At 68.1% G+C, this 19,283-nt stretch carries 17 protein-coding genes and 1 pseudogene; 9 read left to right on the top strand and 9 right to left on the bottom strand.

The window, feature by feature from the left end:
• Window positions 1–10: 10 nt before the first annotated feature.
• On the bottom strand, window positions 11–1,573 hold the full coding sequence (gene pgi / locus CLV01_RS26595; RefSeq protein WP_099732841.1) for a glucose-6-phosphate isomerase: 1,563 nt from the start codon (window positions 1,571–1,573) through the stop codon (window positions 11–13).
• A gap of 139 nt (window positions 1,574–1,712) precedes the next feature.
• On the opposite strand from pgi, the gene zwf reads away from it, so the two are divergent.
• From zwf to CLV01_RS26610, 3 genes are all read left to right on the top strand, one after another.
• Window positions 1,713–3,167 carry a glucose-6-phosphate dehydrogenase gene (zwf, locus tag CLV01_RS26600; protein ID WP_099732840.1) on the top strand — a complete coding sequence of 485 codons (1,455 nt, stop codon included), beginning with the start codon at window positions 1,713–1,715 and terminating at the stop codon, window positions 3,165–3,167.
• Window positions 3,168–3,380: 213 nt separating this feature from the next.
• Window positions 3,381–4,133 (top strand): ribosome biogenesis GTP-binding protein YihA/YsxC, encoded by a 753-nt coding sequence (gene yihA / locus CLV01_RS26605; protein WP_099732839.1) that lies wholly within the window; start codon window positions 3,381–3,383, stop codon window positions 4,131–4,133.
• A gap of 45 nt (window positions 4,134–4,178) precedes the next feature.
• A complete protein-coding gene (locus tag CLV01_RS26610) occupies window positions 4,179–5,090 on the top strand; it encodes an alpha/beta fold hydrolase (protein WP_016450957.1) in 912 nt (303 codons plus the stop codon).
• On the opposite strand, the gene CLV01_RS26615 is transcribed toward CLV01_RS26610, so the two are convergent.
• Complete coding sequence (locus CLV01_RS26615; protein WP_016450956.1) at window positions 5,084–5,950, bottom strand: lysophospholipid acyltransferase family protein; 867 nt, start codon at window positions 5,948–5,950, stop codon at window positions 5,084–5,086. The two genes, CLV01_RS26610 and CLV01_RS26615, sit on opposite strands and share 7 nt — an antisense overlap.
• Window positions 5,947–6,797, bottom strand: a pseudogene (locus CLV01_RS26620) (lysophospholipid acyltransferase family protein). The gene CLV01_RS26615 and the pseudogene CLV01_RS26620 overlap by 4 nt, the downstream one beginning before the upstream one ends.
• Window positions 6,798–6,933: 136 nt before the next feature.
• Between CLV01_RS26620 and metK the strand changes: the two are divergent.
• The 6 genes from metK to CLV01_RS26650 all read left to right on the top strand — a co-directional run bounded on the left by metK (window position 6,934) and on the right by CLV01_RS26650 (window position 13,834).
• Complete coding sequence (gene metK, locus CLV01_RS26625) at window positions 6,934–8,115, top strand: methionine adenosyltransferase (protein ID WP_012207402.1); 1,182 nt, start codon at window positions 6,934–6,936, stop codon at window positions 8,113–8,115.
• A 180-nt stretch (window positions 8,116–8,295) separates the two neighbouring features.
• Window positions 8,296–9,117, top strand: coding sequence for a cysteine hydrolase (locus tag CLV01_RS26630; protein ID WP_099732837.1), 822 nt, complete (start codon window positions 8,296–8,298; stop codon window positions 9,115–9,117).
• Between the two features lie 56 nt (window positions 9,118–9,173).
• Window positions 9,174–10,373: a nicotinate phosphoribosyltransferase gene (gene pncB, locus CLV01_RS26635; RefSeq protein WP_016450932.1), complete on the top strand. Its 1,200-nt coding sequence runs from the start codon at window positions 9,174–9,176 to the stop codon at window positions 10,371–10,373.
• A gap of 39 nt (window positions 10,374–10,412) precedes the next feature.
• A complete protein-coding gene (locus CLV01_RS26640; RefSeq protein ID WP_099732836.1) occupies window positions 10,413–12,113 on the top strand; it encodes an NAD+ synthase in 1,701 nt (566 codons plus the stop codon).
• 46 nt (window positions 12,114–12,159) lie between these two features.
• Window positions 12,160–13,278, top strand: coding sequence for a bifunctional nicotinamide-nucleotide adenylyltransferase/Nudix hydroxylase (locus CLV01_RS26645; protein ID WP_043782881.1), 1,119 nt, complete (start codon window positions 12,160–12,162; stop codon window positions 13,276–13,278).
• Window positions 13,279–13,342: 64 nt separating this feature from the next.
• A complete protein-coding gene (locus tag CLV01_RS26650; RefSeq protein ID WP_012207407.1) occupies window positions 13,343–13,834 on the top strand; it encodes a GNAT family N-acetyltransferase in 492 nt (163 codons plus the stop codon).
• Between the two features lie 20 nt (window positions 13,835–13,854).
• On the opposite strand, the gene CLV01_RS26655 is transcribed toward CLV01_RS26650, so the two are convergent.
• The 6 genes from CLV01_RS26655 to CLV01_RS26680 all read right to left on the bottom strand — a co-directional run bounded on the left by CLV01_RS26655 (window position 13,855) and on the right by CLV01_RS26680 (window position 19,271).
• Window positions 13,855–14,793 carry a CysB family HTH-type transcriptional regulator gene (locus tag CLV01_RS26655; protein ID WP_013800726.1) on the bottom strand — a complete coding sequence of 313 codons (939 nt, stop codon included), beginning with the start codon at window positions 14,791–14,793 and terminating at the stop codon, window positions 13,855–13,857.
• 87 nt (window positions 14,794–14,880) lie between these two features.
• The gene (locus tag CLV01_RS26660; protein ID WP_012207409.1) at window positions 14,881–15,369 is read right to left on the bottom strand and encodes a VOC family protein; all 489 of its coding nucleotides are present in this window, start codon (window positions 15,367–15,369) and stop codon (window positions 14,881–14,883) included.
• A gap of 111 nt (window positions 15,370–15,480) precedes the next feature.
• Window positions 15,481–16,146, bottom strand: coding sequence for a methionine ABC transporter permease (locus CLV01_RS26665; RefSeq protein ID WP_013800725.1), 666 nt, complete (start codon window positions 16,144–16,146; stop codon window positions 15,481–15,483).
• Window positions 16,124–17,266: a methionine ABC transporter ATP-binding protein gene (locus CLV01_RS26670; RefSeq protein ID WP_099732835.1), complete on the bottom strand. Its 1,143-nt coding sequence runs from the start codon at window positions 17,264–17,266 to the stop codon at window positions 16,124–16,126. The genes CLV01_RS26665 and CLV01_RS26670 overlap by 23 nt, the downstream gene beginning before the upstream one ends.
• Window positions 17,267–17,279: 13 nt before the next feature.
• Window positions 17,280–18,092: a MetQ/NlpA family ABC transporter substrate-binding protein gene (locus CLV01_RS26675; protein ID WP_012207412.1), complete on the bottom strand. Its 813-nt coding sequence runs from the start codon at window positions 18,090–18,092 to the stop codon at window positions 17,280–17,282.
• Between the two features lie 75 nt (window positions 18,093–18,167).
• Window positions 18,168–19,271, bottom strand: coding sequence for an isopenicillin N synthase family dioxygenase (locus CLV01_RS26680; protein ID WP_047326487.1), 1,104 nt, complete (start codon window positions 19,269–19,271; stop codon window positions 18,168–18,170).
• Window positions 19,272–19,283: the final 12 nt, after the last annotated feature.

The raw sequence follows: 19,283 nt of genomic DNA on the forward strand, positions 1-19,283 counted from the left end.
GCCAGGGGCGTCAGGCCCGCATGCGCTGCAGCAGTCCTGCGGTCGATGCATCGAGCTCCGCCACATCCCCGCTGGCCAAGCGCTGCTGCAGGTCGCGCGCCAGCAGCTTGCCCAGCTCCACCCCCCACTGGTCGAAGCTGTTGAGGCCCCACAGCGCGCCCGCCACGAACACGCGGTGCTCCTGCAAGGCGATCAGCGCACCCAGCGCCGCCGGCGTGAGCGCATCCAGCAGTACGAAGGTACTGGGCCGGTTGCCCGGGAAGTGGCGATGGCCATCATCACAGGAACGCCCCTGCATCAAGGCCTGGGCCTGGGCCAGGGCGTTGGCCAGCAGTTGCTCATGGTGGCCCTGCAGGCCGTGCGACGGCCGCTGCACGGCGATGATCTCCAGCGGCACGATGTCCGTACCCTGGTGCAGCATCTGGAAGAAGGCATGCTGCCCATCCGTACCCGGCTCGCCCCAGAGCACGGGGGCTGAGCCCAGCGCCAGCGGCCGGCCCTGGCGGTCCACGCGCTTGCCATTGCTCTCCATCTCCAGTTGCTGCAGATAGGCCGGCAGGCGCCGCAGGCCTGCGTGGTAGGGCGCAATGCAGCGGCTGGCAAAGCCCAGCAGATTGCGGTTCCAGACATCGAGCAGGCCCAGGCGCACGGGCAGGTTGGCCTGCAGCGGTGCCGTGCGGAAGTGGTGGTCCATGGCATGCGCGCCGGCCAGCAGGTCGCGGAATGCCGCAGCTCCCACGGCGAGGGCCACGGGCAGCCCGATCGCCGACCACAGCGAATAGCGACCGCCCACCCAGTCCCAGAAGCCGAAAGTGGTGGTGATGCCCATCTGCGCAGCCGCCGAGGCATTGGTCGTCAGCGCCAAGAAATGCCGCGCCACATCTTCACCGCCCTGCGCATGGAACCATTGCAGCGCGCTGCGCGCATTGGTCAGCGTCTCCTGCGTGTTGAAGACCTTGGAGGCCACGATGAACAGCGTGCTGCGCGGCTGCAGCCCATCGAGCACCGATTGCAGCTCATGCCCATCCACGTTGGAGACGAAGTGCATGCGCCGCCGTGCGTCGCACATCCCCTGCAACGCCTGCACGGCCATCTGCGGCCCCAGGCCTGATCCGCCGATGCCCATGCACACCACATCGGTGATGCCGGCATCGGCCCTCACGCGCTCGGCATAGGCCAGCATGGCATCCAGCGTTTCGTGCACCTGGGCCAGGGCCCATGCCAGACCCGGCGGCGACTCGCCGCGCGGGCAGCGCAGCAGCGCGTGCAGCACGGCGCGGCCCTCGCTGCCGTTGACGTGCTCGCCGGCGAACATGGCATCGCGCTGCTGCTCCACTGCGCACTCGCGCGCCAGACGCAACAGCAGCGCCTCGGCCGGGGCATCCCATAGGTTCTTGGACAGGTCTGCAAAACAGTGTGGCGCCTCCTGGCTGAAGTGCGCGAACCGGCCGGGATCATCGGCAAAGGCGTGGCGCAGATCGAAGCCCTTGCGCAGGGCCAAGGCATGGTGGTGCAGCGCAGGCCAGACAGTGGCATGGTCGCAGCGCGGGGGCTGGGGAATGACGGACAGCATGGGATGAAAGTAATCTGATTACCAAATCGACAACACACCTCTGGAACAAAACTTCAATACCTTCCTATAATTTATCCGATTCTTCAAAATTTTGGTAACCAAGTTACCAAAAATAGATACACCAACTTGTGGAGACAGCATGGGTTTCGATCTGGTTTTGTTCGGTGGCACGGGTGATCTCGCATGGCGCAAGCTCATGCCCGCGCTGTTCCAGGCGTTCCGCCACGGCACCCTCCCCGAGGGGGGACGCATCCTGTGCGTGGGTCGCGATGATCTGAGTGATGACCAGTACCGCGCGCTCATCCAGGGCCGCTTCGAAAAGGTGGAACTGTCCAAGCGCCCCAGTCCAGAGGAGTTCTCGCGTTTCGCGGCCCTGCTGCACTACCTGCGCATGGACCTGTCGCAACCCGCCGACTACGAGCGCCTGGCCACGGCGCTGAACACGCGCGGCGCCGAGACGGTGGTGATGTACCTGGCCACTGCGCCCAGCCTGTTCACCACGGTCTGCGAGCAGATTGCCGCCGTGGGCCTGAATGGCCCGCAGACGCGCGTGGTGCTGGAAAAGCCGCTGGGCCACGACCTGGCCTCCAACCAGGCCATCAACGCCACGCTGCGCAAGGTCCTGCGCGAAGAGCAGGTGTTTCGCATAGACCACTACCTGGGCAAGCCCTCGGTCCAGAACCTGCTGGCCCTGCGCTTCGGCAACGCCCTGTTCGAGCCGCTGTGGCGGCGCGAGACCATTGCCAACATCCAGATCACCATTGCCGAGGAACTGGGCGTGGAAAGCCGGGGCGCCTTCTACGACCAGACCGGCGCGCTGCGCGACATGGTGCAAAACCATGCCCTGCAACTGCTGTGCGCCATCGGCATGGAGCCGCCGATCAACGCCTCGGCCCACGCCATCCGCGACGAAAAGCTCAAGGTGCTGCAGTCGCTCAAGCCCTGGACGCCGGAAACCCTGAGCCAGCACGTGGTGCGCGGCCAGTATCTGGCCGGCGCCAGCCAGGGCCAGCCCGTGCCCGCCTACCAGCAAGAGAAAGGCGTGGCGGCCGGCAGCCAGACCGAGACCTTCGTCGCCCTGCGCACCGAGATCTGCAACTGGCGCTGGGCCGGCGTGCCCTTCTACATCCGCACCGGCAAGCGGCTGGCAGGAAGGGATGCGCGCATCGTCGTGAACTTCCGGCCCGTGCCCCATCCCATCTTCCGCTCGCCCCTGTCCGAAGCCAACCGGCTGGTCATCAACCTGCAGCCCAAGGACGGCCTGGAGCTGCATCTGCTGGCCCAGGGCGCCACCCAGCAGCAGGCCGAGCCTTCGCTGGCTCCCGTGCACCTGAACCTGGACTTCGACCAGCGCTTCGGCGCCAAGCGCGTGGGCGCCTACGAACGCCTGCTGCTGGAGGTGATCGCCGGGCGGCTGAACCTGTTCGTGCGCAGCGACGAGCAGGAACAGGCCTGGCGCTGGGTGGAACCCATACTGCAGCACTGGCGCAACGATCTCTCCGGGCCGCGCGGCTACGCGGCTGGCAGTTGGGGGCCCAGCGCAGCCAGCGCGATGATTGCGCGGGATGGGTTTTGCTGGAGCGAGGAGGTTTGAGGCTCCCCCTGAGGCGCTGCGCGCCTTCCCCCTCTCTCGCTACGCGGGAGGGGGACGACAGCATCGCTGCGGGGCGGCCCTTGCTCGCTGTCCCTGGCGCTGGGGCGCGCCGGTTTCAGGCGATGCGCTCGGCCTGCAACGCAGCCTATAGCCCGCGGGGGGCGCTGGATCATGGGGGAACCTACAATGAGGCCCCGAGAGACTGACCACACCATGAATTCTGCTGCGCCGGCTGCCGATGCCGCCCCCACTTCCTCCCTGATCGATCCCAAGCTCGCCATGGGATGGATGCACACGACGCGCTTTTTGACGACGGCTGCGCAACTGCACCATCTTCCCAAGGTCGATGTGCCCGAGATCGCGTTCGTGGGCCGCTCCAATGCCGGCAAGTCCACCTGCATCAACACGCTGACGCAGCAAAAGCAGCTGGCCTTCGCCTCGAAGAAGCCCGGCCGCACGCAGCACATCAACCTGTTCTCCCTGGGCAAGCAGGGCGTGACCGACGCCGTGCTGGCCGATCTGCCCGGCTACGGCTACGCCGCCGTGTCGCGCACGGACAAGCAGCGCTGGCAGCGCGTGATGCTGAACTATCTGGTCAGCCGCGAGAGCCTGACGGGCATCGTGCTGCTGTGCGATCCGCGACTGGGCCTGACCGAACTCGACGAAGCCTTGCTCGATGCCCTGCGCCCGCGCGTGCAGGAGGGCCTGAAGTTCCTCGTGCTGCTGACCAAGGCCGACAAGCTCACGCGCGCCGAGCAGGCCAAGGTGCTGTCCATCACGCGGCTCAATGCCGGCGGTGGCGAGGTGCGCATGTTCTCCGCGCTCAAGAAGCAGGGTGTGGACGAGGTGGCCCAGTTGCTGTGGCACTGGAGCCATCCCGAAGGGCTGGCCCAGCCGGCAGCCGCTGCACCGCAGGCGGACGTCGCAGCCGCGACGCCCGGCGAGAGCGACAGCCCCCAAGATTAGCGCCCGGAGGCGCTCGTGTAGCCAGCGCCCCGCAAGGAGCGCAACATGGTGACCACCTGCATTCGCGAGCTGCCTCACGGCATCCATCTGCACTGCCGCGTCAGCGGCGAACCCGGCCGGCCGTTGCTGCTGTTTCTGCACGGCTTTCCAGAGGGCAGCTTCATCTGGGAAGGCATGCTGGAGCAGTTCGGCACGCAATGGCGTTGCGTCGCCCCCGATCTGCGGGGCTTTGGCCGTTCCAGCCAGCCGGCTGGCGTGGAGCAGTACAAGGCCAAGCACCTGCTGCAGGATCTGGCAGCGCTGATCGCCATCGAAAGCCCTGGCGCACCCGCAGCCTGCGTGATCGCCCACGACTGGGGCGGTGCCCTGGCCTGGGGCCTGGCCAATCGCCATCCCGGGCTGATGCAGCGGCTGATGATCCTCAACGCCCCGCATCCAGGCGCCTTTCTGCGCGAGTTGCTGGACAACCCCGTGCAGCAGGCCGCAAGCCAGTACATGCATTTCCTGCGCCGCCCCGACGCGCCCGCCTTGCTGGCCGACAACGACTGGCAGCGCATGCTGGGATTTTTCCGCACACCGCAGGGCGAGTTGCCCGGCTGGCTCACGCCGCAGCTGCAGCAGCGCTACCGCGAGCACTGGGACCTGGGCGTGCAAGGCTCCTGCCACTACTACGGCGCCAGTCCCCTGGTGCCGCCCCGGCCCGAAGATCCGGACTCAGCCGACGCACTGCGCAACCTGAGGCTGCCGCCCGAGATGCTGGACATCGGCGTGCCCACGCATGTGCTCTGGGGCGACAGCGACCCGGCGCTGCAACCTGCCCTGGTCGAAGGCCTGGAGCCGTGGGTGCCGCGCCTGACGGTGCAGCACCTGGCAGGCACTTCGCACTGGGTCGTGCACGAGCAGCCCGATGCGGTGCGGCAAGCGCTGGAGCAGTTCCTGTCCCGCCCCGTTCAGTAGACCGAAGGCTCGCCCTCGGGCCGGGTCTTGAAGCGCCTGTGCACCCAGTAGTACTGGTCGGGCATGGTGCGAATCGCCGCTTCCAACTCGCGGTTCATGCGTGCCGTGTCGGCCTCGGCATCGTCGGTGGGAAAGTCCGTCCAGGCCGGCGTGATCTCGGCCACGTAGCCCGTGGGCGTCATGCGCGTATACATGCCCAGCACCTTGGCCCGGCCCAGGCGTGCAAAGCGCGACAGCGAGGGGATGGTGGCCGCGTTCACGCCGAAGAAGGGCACGAAGACCGAGTCGTTGCGGCCGAAGTCCATGTCGGGCAAAAGGTACAGCAGCCCGCCCTTGCGCAGGCTGGAGATGATGGGCTTGACCCCGTCGGCGCGGTTGAGCATGCGAACGTCGCCAAAGCGCTGGCGCCCTGACATGAACCACTCATCGACCGCAGGGTCCGGGTGGGTGGAGAAGATCGAGGTGAAAGGCCGCGTGGTGTGCAGCGGCAGCGCCAGGCCACCCGCGTCCATGCTGTAGAAATGCGGCGCGAACAGGATGGTGGGCGTATCGCCATCGAGTTCATGCACGGCGCCCTGCAGCTTCACGCGCTCGGCCACCACCTCGCGCGGCGCGGCCCACAGCCAGCTGCGGTCCAGCCAGGTCTGGCAAAAGACGATGAAGTTGCTGCGCGCCAGGTCCACGCGCTGCGCCTCGGTCAGCTCGGGAAAGCACAGCGCAAGATTGCGCAGCGCCACCTTGCGACGCGGCGCGGCCAGCACGAACAGCACACGCCCCAGAAACGCACCCAGACCCCGCAGCCACGGCAGCGGCATCCAAGCCAGCGACCGCATCAGCCACACGCCGATGCGCCCGCTCATGCATGCACCTCGTTGCCAGGTGCTTCACGGCGCGGCTGCTTGTAGCGCGCATAGCCCCACAGGTACTGCTGCGGGCATTGGCGGATGGTGTGTTCCATCGCCTCGTTGATCTGCTGCACCGCAGCTTCCAGATTCTCGGACAAGGGCACGGGCAACTCCTCAAGATACAGCGCATAGCCCCGCCCCCAGGACAAGCGCTCACAACGGGCCACGATCACCGCGGCCCCCGTCTGCAACGCCAGGCGCGCCGCCAGCGTCATCGTATAGGCATCACGGCCGAAGAACGGCGACCAGACGCCCTGCCCCTCGGGCGGAACCTGGTCTGGCAGCAGCCCCACAGCCGCGCCCTTGCGCAGCGCCTTGATCATCTGGCGCACGCCGGCCAGCGTGGTCGGCACGGCCTGCACGCCGGGGCGGTTGCGCGCCGTCTCCATGACGCGGGCCAGCCAGGGCTGGCGCGCGGGGCGGTAGAGAATGGTGATCTCGCCATGCTCGGCCGACCATTGCCGCGCCGCATGCTGCACCGACAGCTCGAAGCAGCCCAGGTGCGGCGTCAGAAAGATGATGCCGCGCCCGGCCGCGTAGGCCCGGCGCACGCATTCCTCGTTGTGCATCTCGCAGCTCGGCTGCCTGCCAATCCACATGCGCGGCAGCTCCGCCACCATGCGCCCCGCGTGTCCCACGGCCGGCGCCACGGCGCCCAGGCCGTAGCCGGCCTGCCTGGCATTGGCCAGAAAGCGGCGCCGGTACGTGGCCGAAGCGGCGAACGCCACCCAGCCCATGAGCGCGCCAAGGGGTGCAATAGCCACAAAGGCAGTGCAGCAAACAGTCGGAACAGGGATGGCATTAAAATGATGGGTGTCGCTGAGTTAACTGAGCAACTTGCAGAGCGACGTTAAACAATTTCTGCTAAAGCGTTCGCCAGAGCTCCTGCAGCTTGGGCAGCGCCCAGCAAAAAAGCTGCAACCAAGGAGTTTATTCATATGGCGAACGACTTTCTTTTCACCTCGGAATCCGTCTCTGAAGGCCATCCGGACAAGGTGGCTGACCAGATCTCTGACGCGATCCTGGACGCCATTTTCGCCCAAGACCCGTACAGCCGCGTGGCGGCCGAGACGCTGACCAACACGGGCCTGGTGGTTTTGGCAGGTGAGATCACCACCGGCGCAAACGTCGACTACATCCAGGTCGCACGCGACACCATCAAGCGCATCGGCTACGACAACACCGACTACGGCATCGACTACAAGGGCTGCGCCGTGCTCGTGGCCTACGACAAGCAAAGCCAGGACATCGCCCAGGGCGTGGACAAGGCCAGCGATGACGAGCTCAACACCGGCGCCGGCGACCAGGGCCTGATGTTCGGCTACGCCTGCGACGAGACGCCCGAGCTGATGCCCGCGCCCATCTACTACGCGCACCGCCTCGTCGAGCGCCAGGCCCAGCTGCGCAAGGACGGCCGCCTGCCCTTCCTGCGCCCCGATGCCAAGAGCCAGGTGACCATGCGCTACGTGGACGGCAAGCCCCACAGCATCGACACCGTGGTGCTGTCCACCCAGCACAGCCCCGACCAGTCGGAAACCGCCACCAAGATGAAGGCCAGCTTCACCGAAGCCATCATCGAGGAAATCATCAAGCCCGTGCTGCCCTCCGAGTGGCTGCAGGACACCAAGTACCTGATCAACCCCACGGGCCGCTTCGTTGTCGGCGGCCCCCAGGGTGACTGCGGCTTGACCGGCCGCAAGATCATCGTCGACACCTACGGCGGTGCCTGCCCCCATGGCGGCGGCGCCTTCAGCGGCAAGGACCCGACCAAGGTGGACCGCAGCGCCGCCTACGCCGCGCGCTACGTGGCCAAGAACATCGTGGCCGCCGGCCTGGCACGCCAGTGCCAGATCCAGGTGGCCTACGCCATCGGCGTGGCACGCCCGATGAACATCACGGTCTACACCGAAGGCACGGGCGTCATCCCCGACGCCGAGATTGCCAAGCTGGTGGCCGCGCATTTCGACCTGCGTCCCAAGGGCATCATCCAGATGCTGGACCTGCTGCGCCCCATCTACAGCAAGACCGCCGCCTACGGCCACTTCGGCCGTGAAGAGCCCGAATTCACTTGGGAGCGGACGGACAAGGCAGCCGTGCTGCGCGCTGCGGCCGGCCTGTAAAGACGCCCCTCGCCACCAACAAGCCCCATGCAGGCCCCGCCTTCATGGGGCTTTTTTCGTGAGGTGTCCCTTGCTGGCACCCGGGTCCTGGCCTCTTCGCTCTGGCGGACAGCCTTAGCTCACTACACTTGGACCCTGGTAAGCGTTTCACTTCACCCTCCGACGCACAGCGCCAAGCCCATGCTCTCCACCACCCAGCTCCTGGTCATAGACCCCCAGAACGACTTCTGCGATCTGCCTGAGGACTGGCGCCCCGGCGGGCAACGTCCCAGCCTTCCCGTGGCGGGCGCCCATGCCGACATGCAGCGGCTTGCCGATTGGATACGGCGCGAGGGAGCGCGGATCGACGAGATCACGGTGACGCTGGACTCGCACCAGCGCTATGACATTGCCCACCCCGCCTTCTGGCAACAGGGTGACGGCGGCGATGTGGCGCCGTTCACCGCGATCACGGCTGCGCAGGTGCGGGCGGGGGTGTTCCGGCCGTGCAACGCCGGGGCGCTGCAGCGCAGCCTGGAATATCTGGATGCACTTGAAGCCAACAGCCGCTACACGCTGATGGTCTGGCCCGTGCACTGCGAAGTGGGCAGTTGGGGCCACGGTATCCATGCCGATGTGCTGGAGGCCTGCGGCGACTGGCAGCAGCAGCGCCAGCGCGCCGTGTACAACGTTTTCAAGGGGCTCAATCCCTGGACCGAGCATTACAGCGCGCTGCTGGCCGAGGTGCCGGACCCGGCCGATCCGGCGACCTTGCTGAACACTGCCTTGCTGGAGCGGCTGGACCGGGCCGACTTGCTGGTCGTTGCTGGCGAGGCCAGCAGCCATTGCGTGCGCTCCACGGTCGAGCATCTGGTCGAGCACCTTCCCCGTCCTGAACGCATCGTGCTGATGCACGACGCCATGAGCCCGGTGCCGGGCTTCGAGTCCGCGCACCATGATTTCCTGGCAGCCATGCAGGCCCGCGGATTGCGGCTGGCCTCCAGCCAAGAACTCCACCTGTAGGGGCCGGACCGCCTTACCGCGCGCAGCCTCCTTTCCTGTTTCCCCAGCATCGCACCATGGCTCCCATCATCACCAGTCTGCTCGACACCGATCTCTACAAATTCACGATGTGGCAGGCCATGCTGCACCGCAATCCCCAGACCGAGGCCGAATACGAATTCGTCTGCCGCACGAAGACGGCCTTCCCGCTGGCCGAGCTGCTGCCCGAGGTGGAGCGCGAGCTGGACGCCCTGTGCGCGCTGCGCTTCACGCCCGAAGACCTGGCCTACCTGGGCGGGCTGCGCTTCATGAAGAGCGACTTCATCGACTTTCTGCGCATCTTCCAGTTCCAGCGCGCCTTCATCCGCGCCTGGGCCGATGGCGATACCCTGCACATCGAGGCCAAGGGCCCCCAGGTCCATGTGATGGGCTTCGAGATCTATGTGCTGGCCATCGTCAACGAGCTGTATTTCCGGCGCTTCGACGCCGAGGCGGCGCTGGCCGAAGGCCGCAGGCGCCTGGCCGGCAAGATCGAGCGCCTGCGCCACCTGGCCTGCGAGGCCAGGCTGCGCAATCCCTTCGAGCTGTTCGACTTCGGCGTGCGCCGGCGCTTCTCGGGCGCCTGGCAGCGCGAGGTGGTACAGGCCTTTGCCACGCAGACGGCGCAGTGGTTCAAGGGAACGTCCAACGTGCTGCTGGCGCGCGACTTCGGCATCGTGCCCATCGGCACCATGGCCCATGAGTACCTGCAGAGCTACCAGGCCCAGGGCGTGCGCCTGCGCGACTTCCAGATCGCCGCGCTGGAGGACTGGGTGCAGGAGTACCGGGGCGACCTGGGCGTGGCCCTGACCGACACCGTGGGCATGGATGCCTTCCTGGCCGATTTCGACATGTACTTCGCCAAGCTCTTCGACGGGCTGCGGCACGATTCGGGCGACCCGTATGCCTGGGGCGAGAAGGCCATCGCCCACTACCAGAAGCTGCGCATAGACCCGCAGGCCAAGCGCCTGGTGTTCTCCGACGGGCTGGACCTGGACACGGCCCTGGCCCTGTACCAGCGCTTTGCCGACCGCATACAGCTGGGCTTCGGCATCGGCACGCGGCTGACCAACGACATGGGGCTGGAGACCATCAACATCGTGATGAAGCTCACCCACGCCAACGGCCAGCCCGTGGCCAAGATCTCGGACTCGCCGGGCAAGACGCTGTGCAACGACGAAACCTATCTGGCCTATCTGCGCCAGGTCTTCGGCCTGGCCCAGCCTGTCGCCTTCTGACACCGCCTGACACCGCCTGACACCGCCAAGGCTCCATTCATGCTGCGCATCACCATTGCCCAACTCAACCCCACCGTCGGCGACATCGCCGGCAACGTGGCCCGCATGGCCGAGGCCGCTGCCCGCGCCGCGCACGCGCAGGCCGACCTGCTGGTCTTTCCCGAGCTGTCGCTGTGCGGCTACTACCCTGGCGACCTGCTGGACGAGCCCGCCTTTCGCGAGCGCCTGGAGCAAGGCTTGCAGCAACTGCTGCAGGCCACGCGCCAGTGGCCGCAATTGCACTGGGTCATCGGCGCGCCCACGCGCGCCAGCGGGCCCGGCAAGCCGCTGCACAACAGCCTGCTGGTGCTCAAGGACGGCGCCGTGCGCCTGCGCTACGACAAGCAGCTGCTGCCCACCTACAACATCTTCGACGAGCGCCGCCACTTCGAGCCCGGCCCCGATGCGGCCAAGGTGCTGCGCATAGGCCAGGCCCAGGTGGGCTTTCTGGTGTGCGAGGACGGCTGGAACGACGCCGGTGCCGACTACGCCACCAACCCCTTCGCGCGCATGGCCGACGCCGCGCCCGACTTGGTGGTCAGCATCAACGCCAGCCCCAGCCACCTGGGCAAGCGCGAGCAGCGCCACGAGATCTTCGGCCAGGCGGCCACGCGCCACGGCCTGCCCATCCTCTACGTGAACCAGATCGGCGGCCAGGACCAGATCGTGTTCGACGGCGCCTCCTTCGCGGTGGAGCCCGGGCGCGGCGTGGTCTTCGAGGCCGAGCGCTTCGTGGAGGACCTGCGCACGCTGCAGTTCGACGATGGGCGCTTCCTCGACGCAGCCGGCCAGCCCTGCATGAGCGTGACGGCCGCAGGCCTGCCCACCATGGAGTTCTACCGCCGCCAGATCGTGCTGGGCCTGCGCGACTATGCGCGCCGCTGCGGCTTCACGCGCGCCGTCGTCGGCAGCTCGGGCGGCATAGACAGCGCGCTGACCCTGGCCCTGGCCGCCGAGGCCCTGGGCGCGGACAACGTGGTGGCCGTCACCATGCCCTCGCGCTTTTCGTCGAGCGGCTCGGTCGATGACTCGGTGATCCTGTGCCGCAACCTGGGCATCACGCTGCATGAGCACCCGATCCGCGAGCTGGTCGACGGCTATGCGCGCCAGTTCGAGTCCAGCTTCGGCCAGCCGCTGCAGGGCCTGCCGCTGGAGAACCTGCAGGCACGCATCCGCGGCACCACGCTGATGGAGTACTCCAACGCCTTCGGCCACCTGCTGCTGACCACGGGCAACAAGTCCGAGATCTCGGTGGGCTACTGCACGCTGTATGGCGACACCAACGGCGGCCTGGGCCTGCTGGGCGATCTGTACAAGACCGAGGTCTTCGAGCTGTCGCGCCACATCAACCGCAGTGCCGGCCGCGAGCTGATTCCCCAGGCCATCATCGACAAGCCGCCCTCGGCCGAGCTGGCGCCCGACCAGAAGGACGAGGACAGCCTGCCGCCCTATGCGGTGCTGGACGAAATCCTCAAATACGCCATCGAGGGCCGGCACCTGTCCACCGCCGAATACGGCACGGCCGAGCGCTTTGTGACCCAGCTGCTGGGCCAACCCGGCGGTGCCGAGCTGGTTGACCGCGTCAAGCGCATGATCTTCCGCAGCGAGTACAAGCGCCGCCAGGCCCCGCCCATACTGCGCGTGCGCCCGCGCGCCTTCGGCACGGGCCGCCAGATGCCCATTGCCGCCCACTACGAATGAAGCCAGAGTGAAGCCACCGAGCCTGTTTATGCAAGAGACTGCCGCCATGGACGCCCCCACCGAAACCCCGGCCACCAGCGAGCGCGTGCACACCGCCGTGCTGATCGGGCGCTTCCAGCCGCTGCACAACGGCCACATGGCACTGCTGCGTGCGGCGCTGGAGCGTGCCGAGCAGATCGTCGTCGTGCTGGGCAGCGCCTGGCAGGCGCCCAATCCCAAGAACCCCTTCAGCTGGCAGGAGCGCGCGCAGATGCTGCGCGAGGCGCTGCCGCCCGCGGACGCGGCCCGCCTGCACTGCGTGCCCGTGCGCGACTACTACAACGAGCCGCTGTGGGTACAGGCCGTGCAGCAGGCCGTGCAGTCCTGCGTGCCCGAAGGCGCCAGCGTGGCCCTGGTCGGCCATTTCAAGGATGCGACCAGCGGCTACCTGGCGCGCTTTCCGCGCTGGCAGCTGATCAGCCTGCCGCGCCTGGGCCAGTTCGACGCCACGCCGCTGCGCGACATCTACTTCGGCGAATCCGGCGTGGACTTCGAGGCCCTGGCCGCCCAGGTGCCGCCCGCCACCCTGCAGTTCCTGCGCCAATGGGCCACCACGCCCGTCCATGCGCAGATGTGCGAGGAATGGCGCATGCTGGCCCGGTACCGCCAGGCCTGGGCTGCGGCGCCCTACCCGCCCGTCTTCGTGACCGTGGATGCACTGCTGCGCTGCCGTGTGCCGCACGAAGGCGCGCAACAGGACCACATCCTGCTGATACGCCGCGGCCATGCCCCGGGCCTGGGCCTGTGGGCGCTGCCGGGCGGCTTCCTGGAGCCGCGCGACACGCTGTGGCAGTCCTGCCTGCGCGAGTTGCGCGAGGAGACCTGCTCCACGCTCAGCGAGGCCGACCTGCAGGCCGCCCTGCAGTCCGTGCAGGTCTTCGACCATCCCGACCGCAGCCTGCGCGGGCGCACCATCACCCATGTGCACTATCTGGACCTGGGCGTGCTGCCCTCGCTGCCGCCCGTGCAGGGCGGCGACGATGCGGCACTGGCGCGCTGGGTGGCCGTCTGCGACCTGCCCGCCATGGAAAGCGCGTTCTTCGAGGACCACTTCCAGATCCTGCGCCAGTTCCTGCCCCTTCCGGTGCAACAGCCCCTGGCGGACACGGGCGCGAAAATCGGCTAAAACCGGAGATTGCGGCGCCATCTTGCGCCGCAATACCGTGTTTCCCGTGTTCCCCCGCGTTTGAATGACTACCACCCTACAGATCCGACCCGCCACCCCCGATGACGCCGAGCTCATCGTCCGCTTCGTGCGCGAACTCGCCGTCTATGAAAAAGCCGAGCATGAAGTCCTGGCCACGCCAGAGCATGTGAAGCGCACCCTGTTTGCCGACAACCCCGCCGTCTTCGGCCTGATCTGCCTGCATGGCGACCAGCCCGTGGGCTTTGCGGTCTACTTCTTCAATTACTCGACCTGGCAGGGCCGCCACGGCCTGTACCTCGAAGACCTCTACGTCACGCCCGAGGCGCGCGGCCTGGGCGCGGGCACGGCGCTGCTGCGCCGCCTGGCGCAGATCGCCGTCGAGAAGGACTGCGGCCGATTCGAATGGAGCGTGCTCGACTGGAACCTGCCCTCCATCGAGTTCTACGACCGCCTGGGCGCCCTGCCCCAGACCGAGTGGATCCGCTATCGCGTGACCGGCGACACACTGCTGGAGATGGCGCGCGAGCCGGGCTGAGGCCGGCCCCCTTCGTCTGCCTACTCGGGCTCCACGCCCTGGCGCACGGCCTGCTCGACCACCTCGCGCGTCAGCGTGGGCACGAAGGTCTCGATGAAGGCATAGGCATAGCCGCGCAGCCAGGCGCCCTTGCGCAGGCCCAGCCGCGTGGTGTTGACCTCGAACAGGTGGCCGGCGTCCAGCGTGCGCAGGCCCTGGTCGCGCTCGGCATCCAGCGCCACCGAGGCGACGATGCCCACGCCCATGTCCAGCTCCACATAGGTCTTGATCACGTCGGCATCCATGGCCGTGAGCACCACGTCGGGCTCCAGGCCCTCGCGCGCAAAGGCCTCGTCAATGTGGGCGCGGCCCGTATAGCCCTGCTCGTAGGTGATGATGGGAAAGCGCGAAAGCGCCTCCAGCGTCAGCGCCTGCTGCGACTGCAGCAGCGGGTGGCCGGGCGGCACGACCACGCCGTGCGTCCAGCGGTAGCAGGGCAGCGCGACCAGGCCTTCATAGCCGGCCAGCGCCTCGGTGGCCACGCCGATGTCGGCCTCGCCGCTGCGCAGCATCTGCGCCACCTGTTCGGGCGAGCCCTGGTGCAGGTGCAGGCGCACCTGCGGATAGCGCTGGCGGAAGTCACGCACCACGTGGGGCAGCGCATAGCGGGCCTGGGAGTGGGTGGCGGCAATCGACAGCCGGCCCTGCTCGCTGGCGCTGAAGTCGGCGCCCACGCGGCGCAGGTTGTCGGCCTCCAGCATCAGGCGCTCGACGATGGGCAGCAGCGCCTCGCCGGGCGGCGTCAGCCCTGTCAGCCGCTTGCCTGCGCGGATGAAGATCTCCACGCCCAGTTCTTCCTCCAGTTCGCGGATCTGACGGCTCACGCCGGGCTGGGAGGTGTGCAGCGTGTGGGCCACCTCGGTCAGGCTGTAGCCGCGGCGCACGGTTTCGCGCACATAGCGCAGTTGCTGGAAGTTCATGGGCAAGGCTCCGCCCGGGGCCGGTGCGGCCCGGGCCTGTGGAAGGCAAAAGCAAGAAGGAAAGAGAGAGGGGGACGGCGAGAGGCTTCAGGCCGAACAGGCCACGGCCGGCTCATCCGGGGCATCGGCCGCAGCCTCGCGGGGCAGCTCCAGCAGCTCGATCAGATTGCCTGCAGGGTCGCGCGCATAGCAGCGCCGGCCCTCGCTCACGGGCGCCACCTCCAGCGCCAGGCCGCCGTGCACCAGCAACTGCTGGCGCAGCGCATCCACGTCGCTGACCGTCAGCGCCAGGTGCACCAGATTGCCCGCCGCGCGCTCGGTGCCGCCGGACTGCCCCTTGTAGGGCACCAGATCGATGCGCTGCCCGCCGGCCAGAAAGCTCAGGCCCGGACGCCCGGCAACGGTCAGGGCAGACAGGCCCAGCACTTCGCCATAAAAGCGCTCCATGGCCGCCTGGGCGCGCGCCGGGAAGGACAGCTGGACATGGTGGACGCCACAGACGATGGCCACGCCCGGCTTCATGGCAGTGCGGCCGGCAAGAGGGGAAGGCCAGGCGGGGCGTGTGGTGTGGGTCATCGAAGCGTCTCGGAAAAGAATCAGCAGACCGAATGCTGCTGCAGGCCATTGTCGAGACAAGTCGAAAAAACCAAAAATAATAAAAATTCAGTCTGTTATTTCCAAATCATCTCAAGAGATCGAACGCCGGTGGTCGGCACGGCGCGCCAGCCATTCGCCGCCGAACTGCAGCACCGACACCAGGGCCACCAGGATGACGATGACCTCGAACATCACGCGCGTCTCATAGCGCTCGTAGCCGTAGCGGATGGCCAGGTCGCCCAGGCCGCCCGCCCCCACGGCGCCCGCCATGGCCGAGGCATTGACCATGGCGATCACGCTCACGGTCATGCCGCCGATCAGGCCCGGCAGCGCCTCGGGCAGCAGCACCTGGCGCACGATCTGCGGGCGGCGCAGGCCCATGGCGCGCGCCGCCTCCACCAGACCGCCGTCCACTTCGCCCAAGCTCACCTGGGCGATGCGCGCAAAGAACGGGATCAGGTTGGCCGACAGCGGCACCACCGCCGCCCAGGTGCCCAGCGTGGTGCCCACGATGGCGCGCGTCACCGGCAGCAGGGCCACCAGCAGGATGATGAAGGGAATGGCCCGGCCGATGTTCACCGCCGCCGACAGCCCCCGGTACAGGCGCGGCCTGGCATAGAGCCCGCCTGGCGCCGTGGTGTGCAGCACGATGGCCAGCGCCAGCCCGGCAACGATGGCGATCAGCGAGGACGCGCCCGCCATCAGCAGGGTTTCCAGAAAGGCCTGCAGGTATTTATCGAGCGGGGGCAGGGACATGGCCAAGCAGTTGCAGTGAATCGGCGCCCAGCGCCTGTTGAAGGGAAGACAGCGCGGCCGGCGAGAGCGGGGAGAGCGACGACGGCAGATCCTGCACCGGCACGCCCACCAGCAGGCGGCCCTGCGAACGCCCGCGCATGCAGTCCAGCCCGCCCTGCAGCAAGCGGGCACGCGGGCCCAGCACCTGGAGCTGCGCCAGCGGCAGGCCCTGCTGGCTGCCGCCGTCGGCCCATCCGATGGCCAGCACGGCGACGGCCTCCGGGCCATCGGCCGCTGCCACCAGTTCCAGGTCCGCCGCCAAGGCCTGCCGCAGCGGCCGCAGCAGCGCACGCGCAGCCTCCGAGCGCGGTGCCGCAAACAGCTTCCAGACCTCGCCAATCTCCTGCAGCCGGCCCTGGTCCAGCACCAGCACGCGGTCACAGACCTCGCGGATCACGGCCATGTCGTGCGTGATGAGCACGATGGTCAGCCGCAGCTTGCGGTTGATCTCGCGCAGCAGCTCCAGGATGGACTGCGTGGTCTCGGGGTCCAGGGCCGAGGTGGCCTCGTCGCACAGCAGGATTTCGGGCTCGTGCACCAGCGCGCGCGCAATGCCCACGCGCTGCTTTTGCCCGCCCGAGAGCTGGGCCGGATAGGCGCCGCTCTTGTCCGCCAGCCCCACCAGGGCCAGCAGCTCGTCCACCCGCGCGCGCACGAGCGCGGGCCGCCAGCCTGCGGCCTGCAGCGGCAGGGCCACGTTCTCGTACACCGTGCGCGAGGACAGGAGGTTGAAGTGCTGGAAGATCATGCCGATGCGCCGGCGCAGCGCCACCAGCGCGTCCTCGTCCAGCGTGGCGACATCGGTGCCGTCCACCAGCACGCGGCCGCTGCTGGGCCGCTCCAGCGCATTGATGGTGCGCAGCAGCGTGGATTTGCCGGCGCCGCTGCGGCCGATGATGCCGAACACCTCGGCACGCGCCACCTCGAAGCTCAGCGCCTGCAGCGCGTGCACGGGCTCGCCCGCGCTCCTTCCCGTGCCCGTGCCAGGGTAGTGCTTGCGCACGCCCTCGAAGACGATGTGCGGCCGCTGCAGCGCATCGATTGCATGGGGCTCGCCGGCCGCCGCCTGTTCCACCTTCATTGCCTTACACGCCTCAGAAGGCCGGCAGCACCGAGCCTTGGTACCTGCTCACGATGAACTGGCGCACGGGCTCGGACTGGTAGGCGCGCAGCAGGGCCGCGACCCAGGGTGCAGCGCGGTCGCGCTCGTGCACGGCAATGATGTTCACGTAGGGATTGCGCTCGCGCCTTTCGACGGCAATGCCATCACGCGTGGCGATCAGCCCCGCCTGGTAGGCAAAGCTGTTGACGATGGCCGAGGCATCGAGATCGTCCAGCGAGCGCGCCAGCACCACCGAAGCGGCCTCCACCAGCTGCACCTTCTTCTGGTAGCTGGCGATGTCGGCCAGGCCCGCCGTGCCCTTGAAGGGGTCGAAGCCCTCGCGCAGCTTCAGGATGCCCTGGTCCTGCAGCACCACCAGCGCGCGCGTCTGGTTGCTGGGATCGTTGGGAATGCCCAGGCGCGCGCCAGCGGGCAGGTCGGCCAGGCGTTTGTGTTTTTTCGAATAGAAGGCGATGGGCGAGATGTAGGTGTCGCCGGCCGCCACCAGCCGGTAGCCGCGCTGCTGGTTCTGGTCGCGCAGGAACGGCACATGCTGGAAGGAGTTGGCCTCAATGTCGCCGTTGTTCAGCGCCTCGTTGGGGCTGGCCGCGCCGCTGATGACCACGGGCTTGACCTGCAGCCCCTGCTCGCGCGCCACGCGGGTCACCACCTCCCAGATTTCCTCGTCCACGCCGCCGCGCACGCCCACGCGCAGCGGGCCGGCCTGCGCGGCCCGGATGGCGCCTGACATCGCCGCCACCGAGGCCCCCGCCGCCAGTCCCCGCAGAAATACTCGCTTGTCCATCGCACAGTCCTTTCAAGAATCAACAGGCACCCATCAACAGGCACCCATCAACAGGCACCGATCAACAGGAATCGATCAATAGGCACCGGGGTGCAATTCACGGCCGGCCGCGCGGGCCTGGGCCTGCAGGCGGGCGAAATGCTCGGGATAGAAGCGCTGGGCCACATCGAGGTGGGAGCGCACGCGGCCCTTGAGCGCGTTCTCGCCCACATGACTGAACAGCGGGTTGTCCGGGTCGCTCTGCGGCCCCGTGGCCAGCACGGCCAGCTCGGGCGGCAGGGTCAGCAGCGGCACCTGGCCCAGGTCCAGGCGCGGCGCCAGGAAGTAGGCGATGGAGTAGCGCTGCACGCCCGCGCGCGGCACCAGCACGCGATGCACGTTGGCGCGCAGATAGCCGTTGGTGGCCAGCTCCAGCATCTCGCCGATGTTGATGACGAAGGCCCCGTCGCGCGGCGGCACATCGACCCAGCCGGCCGGCGTCTCCACCTGCAGCCCGCCCACCTCGTCCTGCAGCAGCAGGGTCAGCAGGCCGCCGTCCTTGTGCGCGCCCACGCCCTGGCCTGCTGCGCCCAGCTCGCTGCCCGGGTAGTGGATGATCTTGATGCGGTGCGCAGGCAGGCCGCTGACCAGGGCGTCCAGCGCGCCCTCGGGCAGCTGCAGCGCGGCCACGAAGTGGCGCAGCAGCTCCAGCGCCACGCCATGCGCTGCCGCCTGCCAGGCCAGCACCTCCTCGCGGAACCCGGGCAGGGCCTGCGGCCACTGGTTGGGGCCTTGCAGCCCCTTCCAGTCCGGCACGCCGGGGCCTGCGGGAATCTCGGGCGACTCCTCGCCCAGGTCGATCTGCTCGCGCTGGTCGGGCCGCTGGCGCGTGATCTCCATGCCCACGGCCGTATAGCCCCGGAAGTGCCGCGTGTTGGCAATGGCCAGCGCCTGCTTGTCGGCCAGCGGCTGCGCAAAGAATTCGCGCGCACGCCGCTGTATGCCCTGCCATGCGTCCCGGCCTATGCCGTGCCCTTCCAGGTAGAAGAAGCCGGTGTCGCGTGCCGTGCGCGCCAGCTGGCGCAGCGCCTGGGCCTGCGTGGCCGGGTCGCGCAGGGCCTGCAGATCGATGACGGGCAGGGCCGGGGTTGCCGCTGTGGCGGCGGGCGCGTCGAGAGTGGATGCTGTCAAGGTGCTCATGCTGTGCTGCCA

Source organism: Delftia sp. 60 (assembly GCF_002754395.1).
Taxonomy (GTDB): Bacteria; Pseudomonadota; Gammaproteobacteria; order Burkholderiales; family Burkholderiaceae_C; genus Comamonas; species Comamonas acidovorans.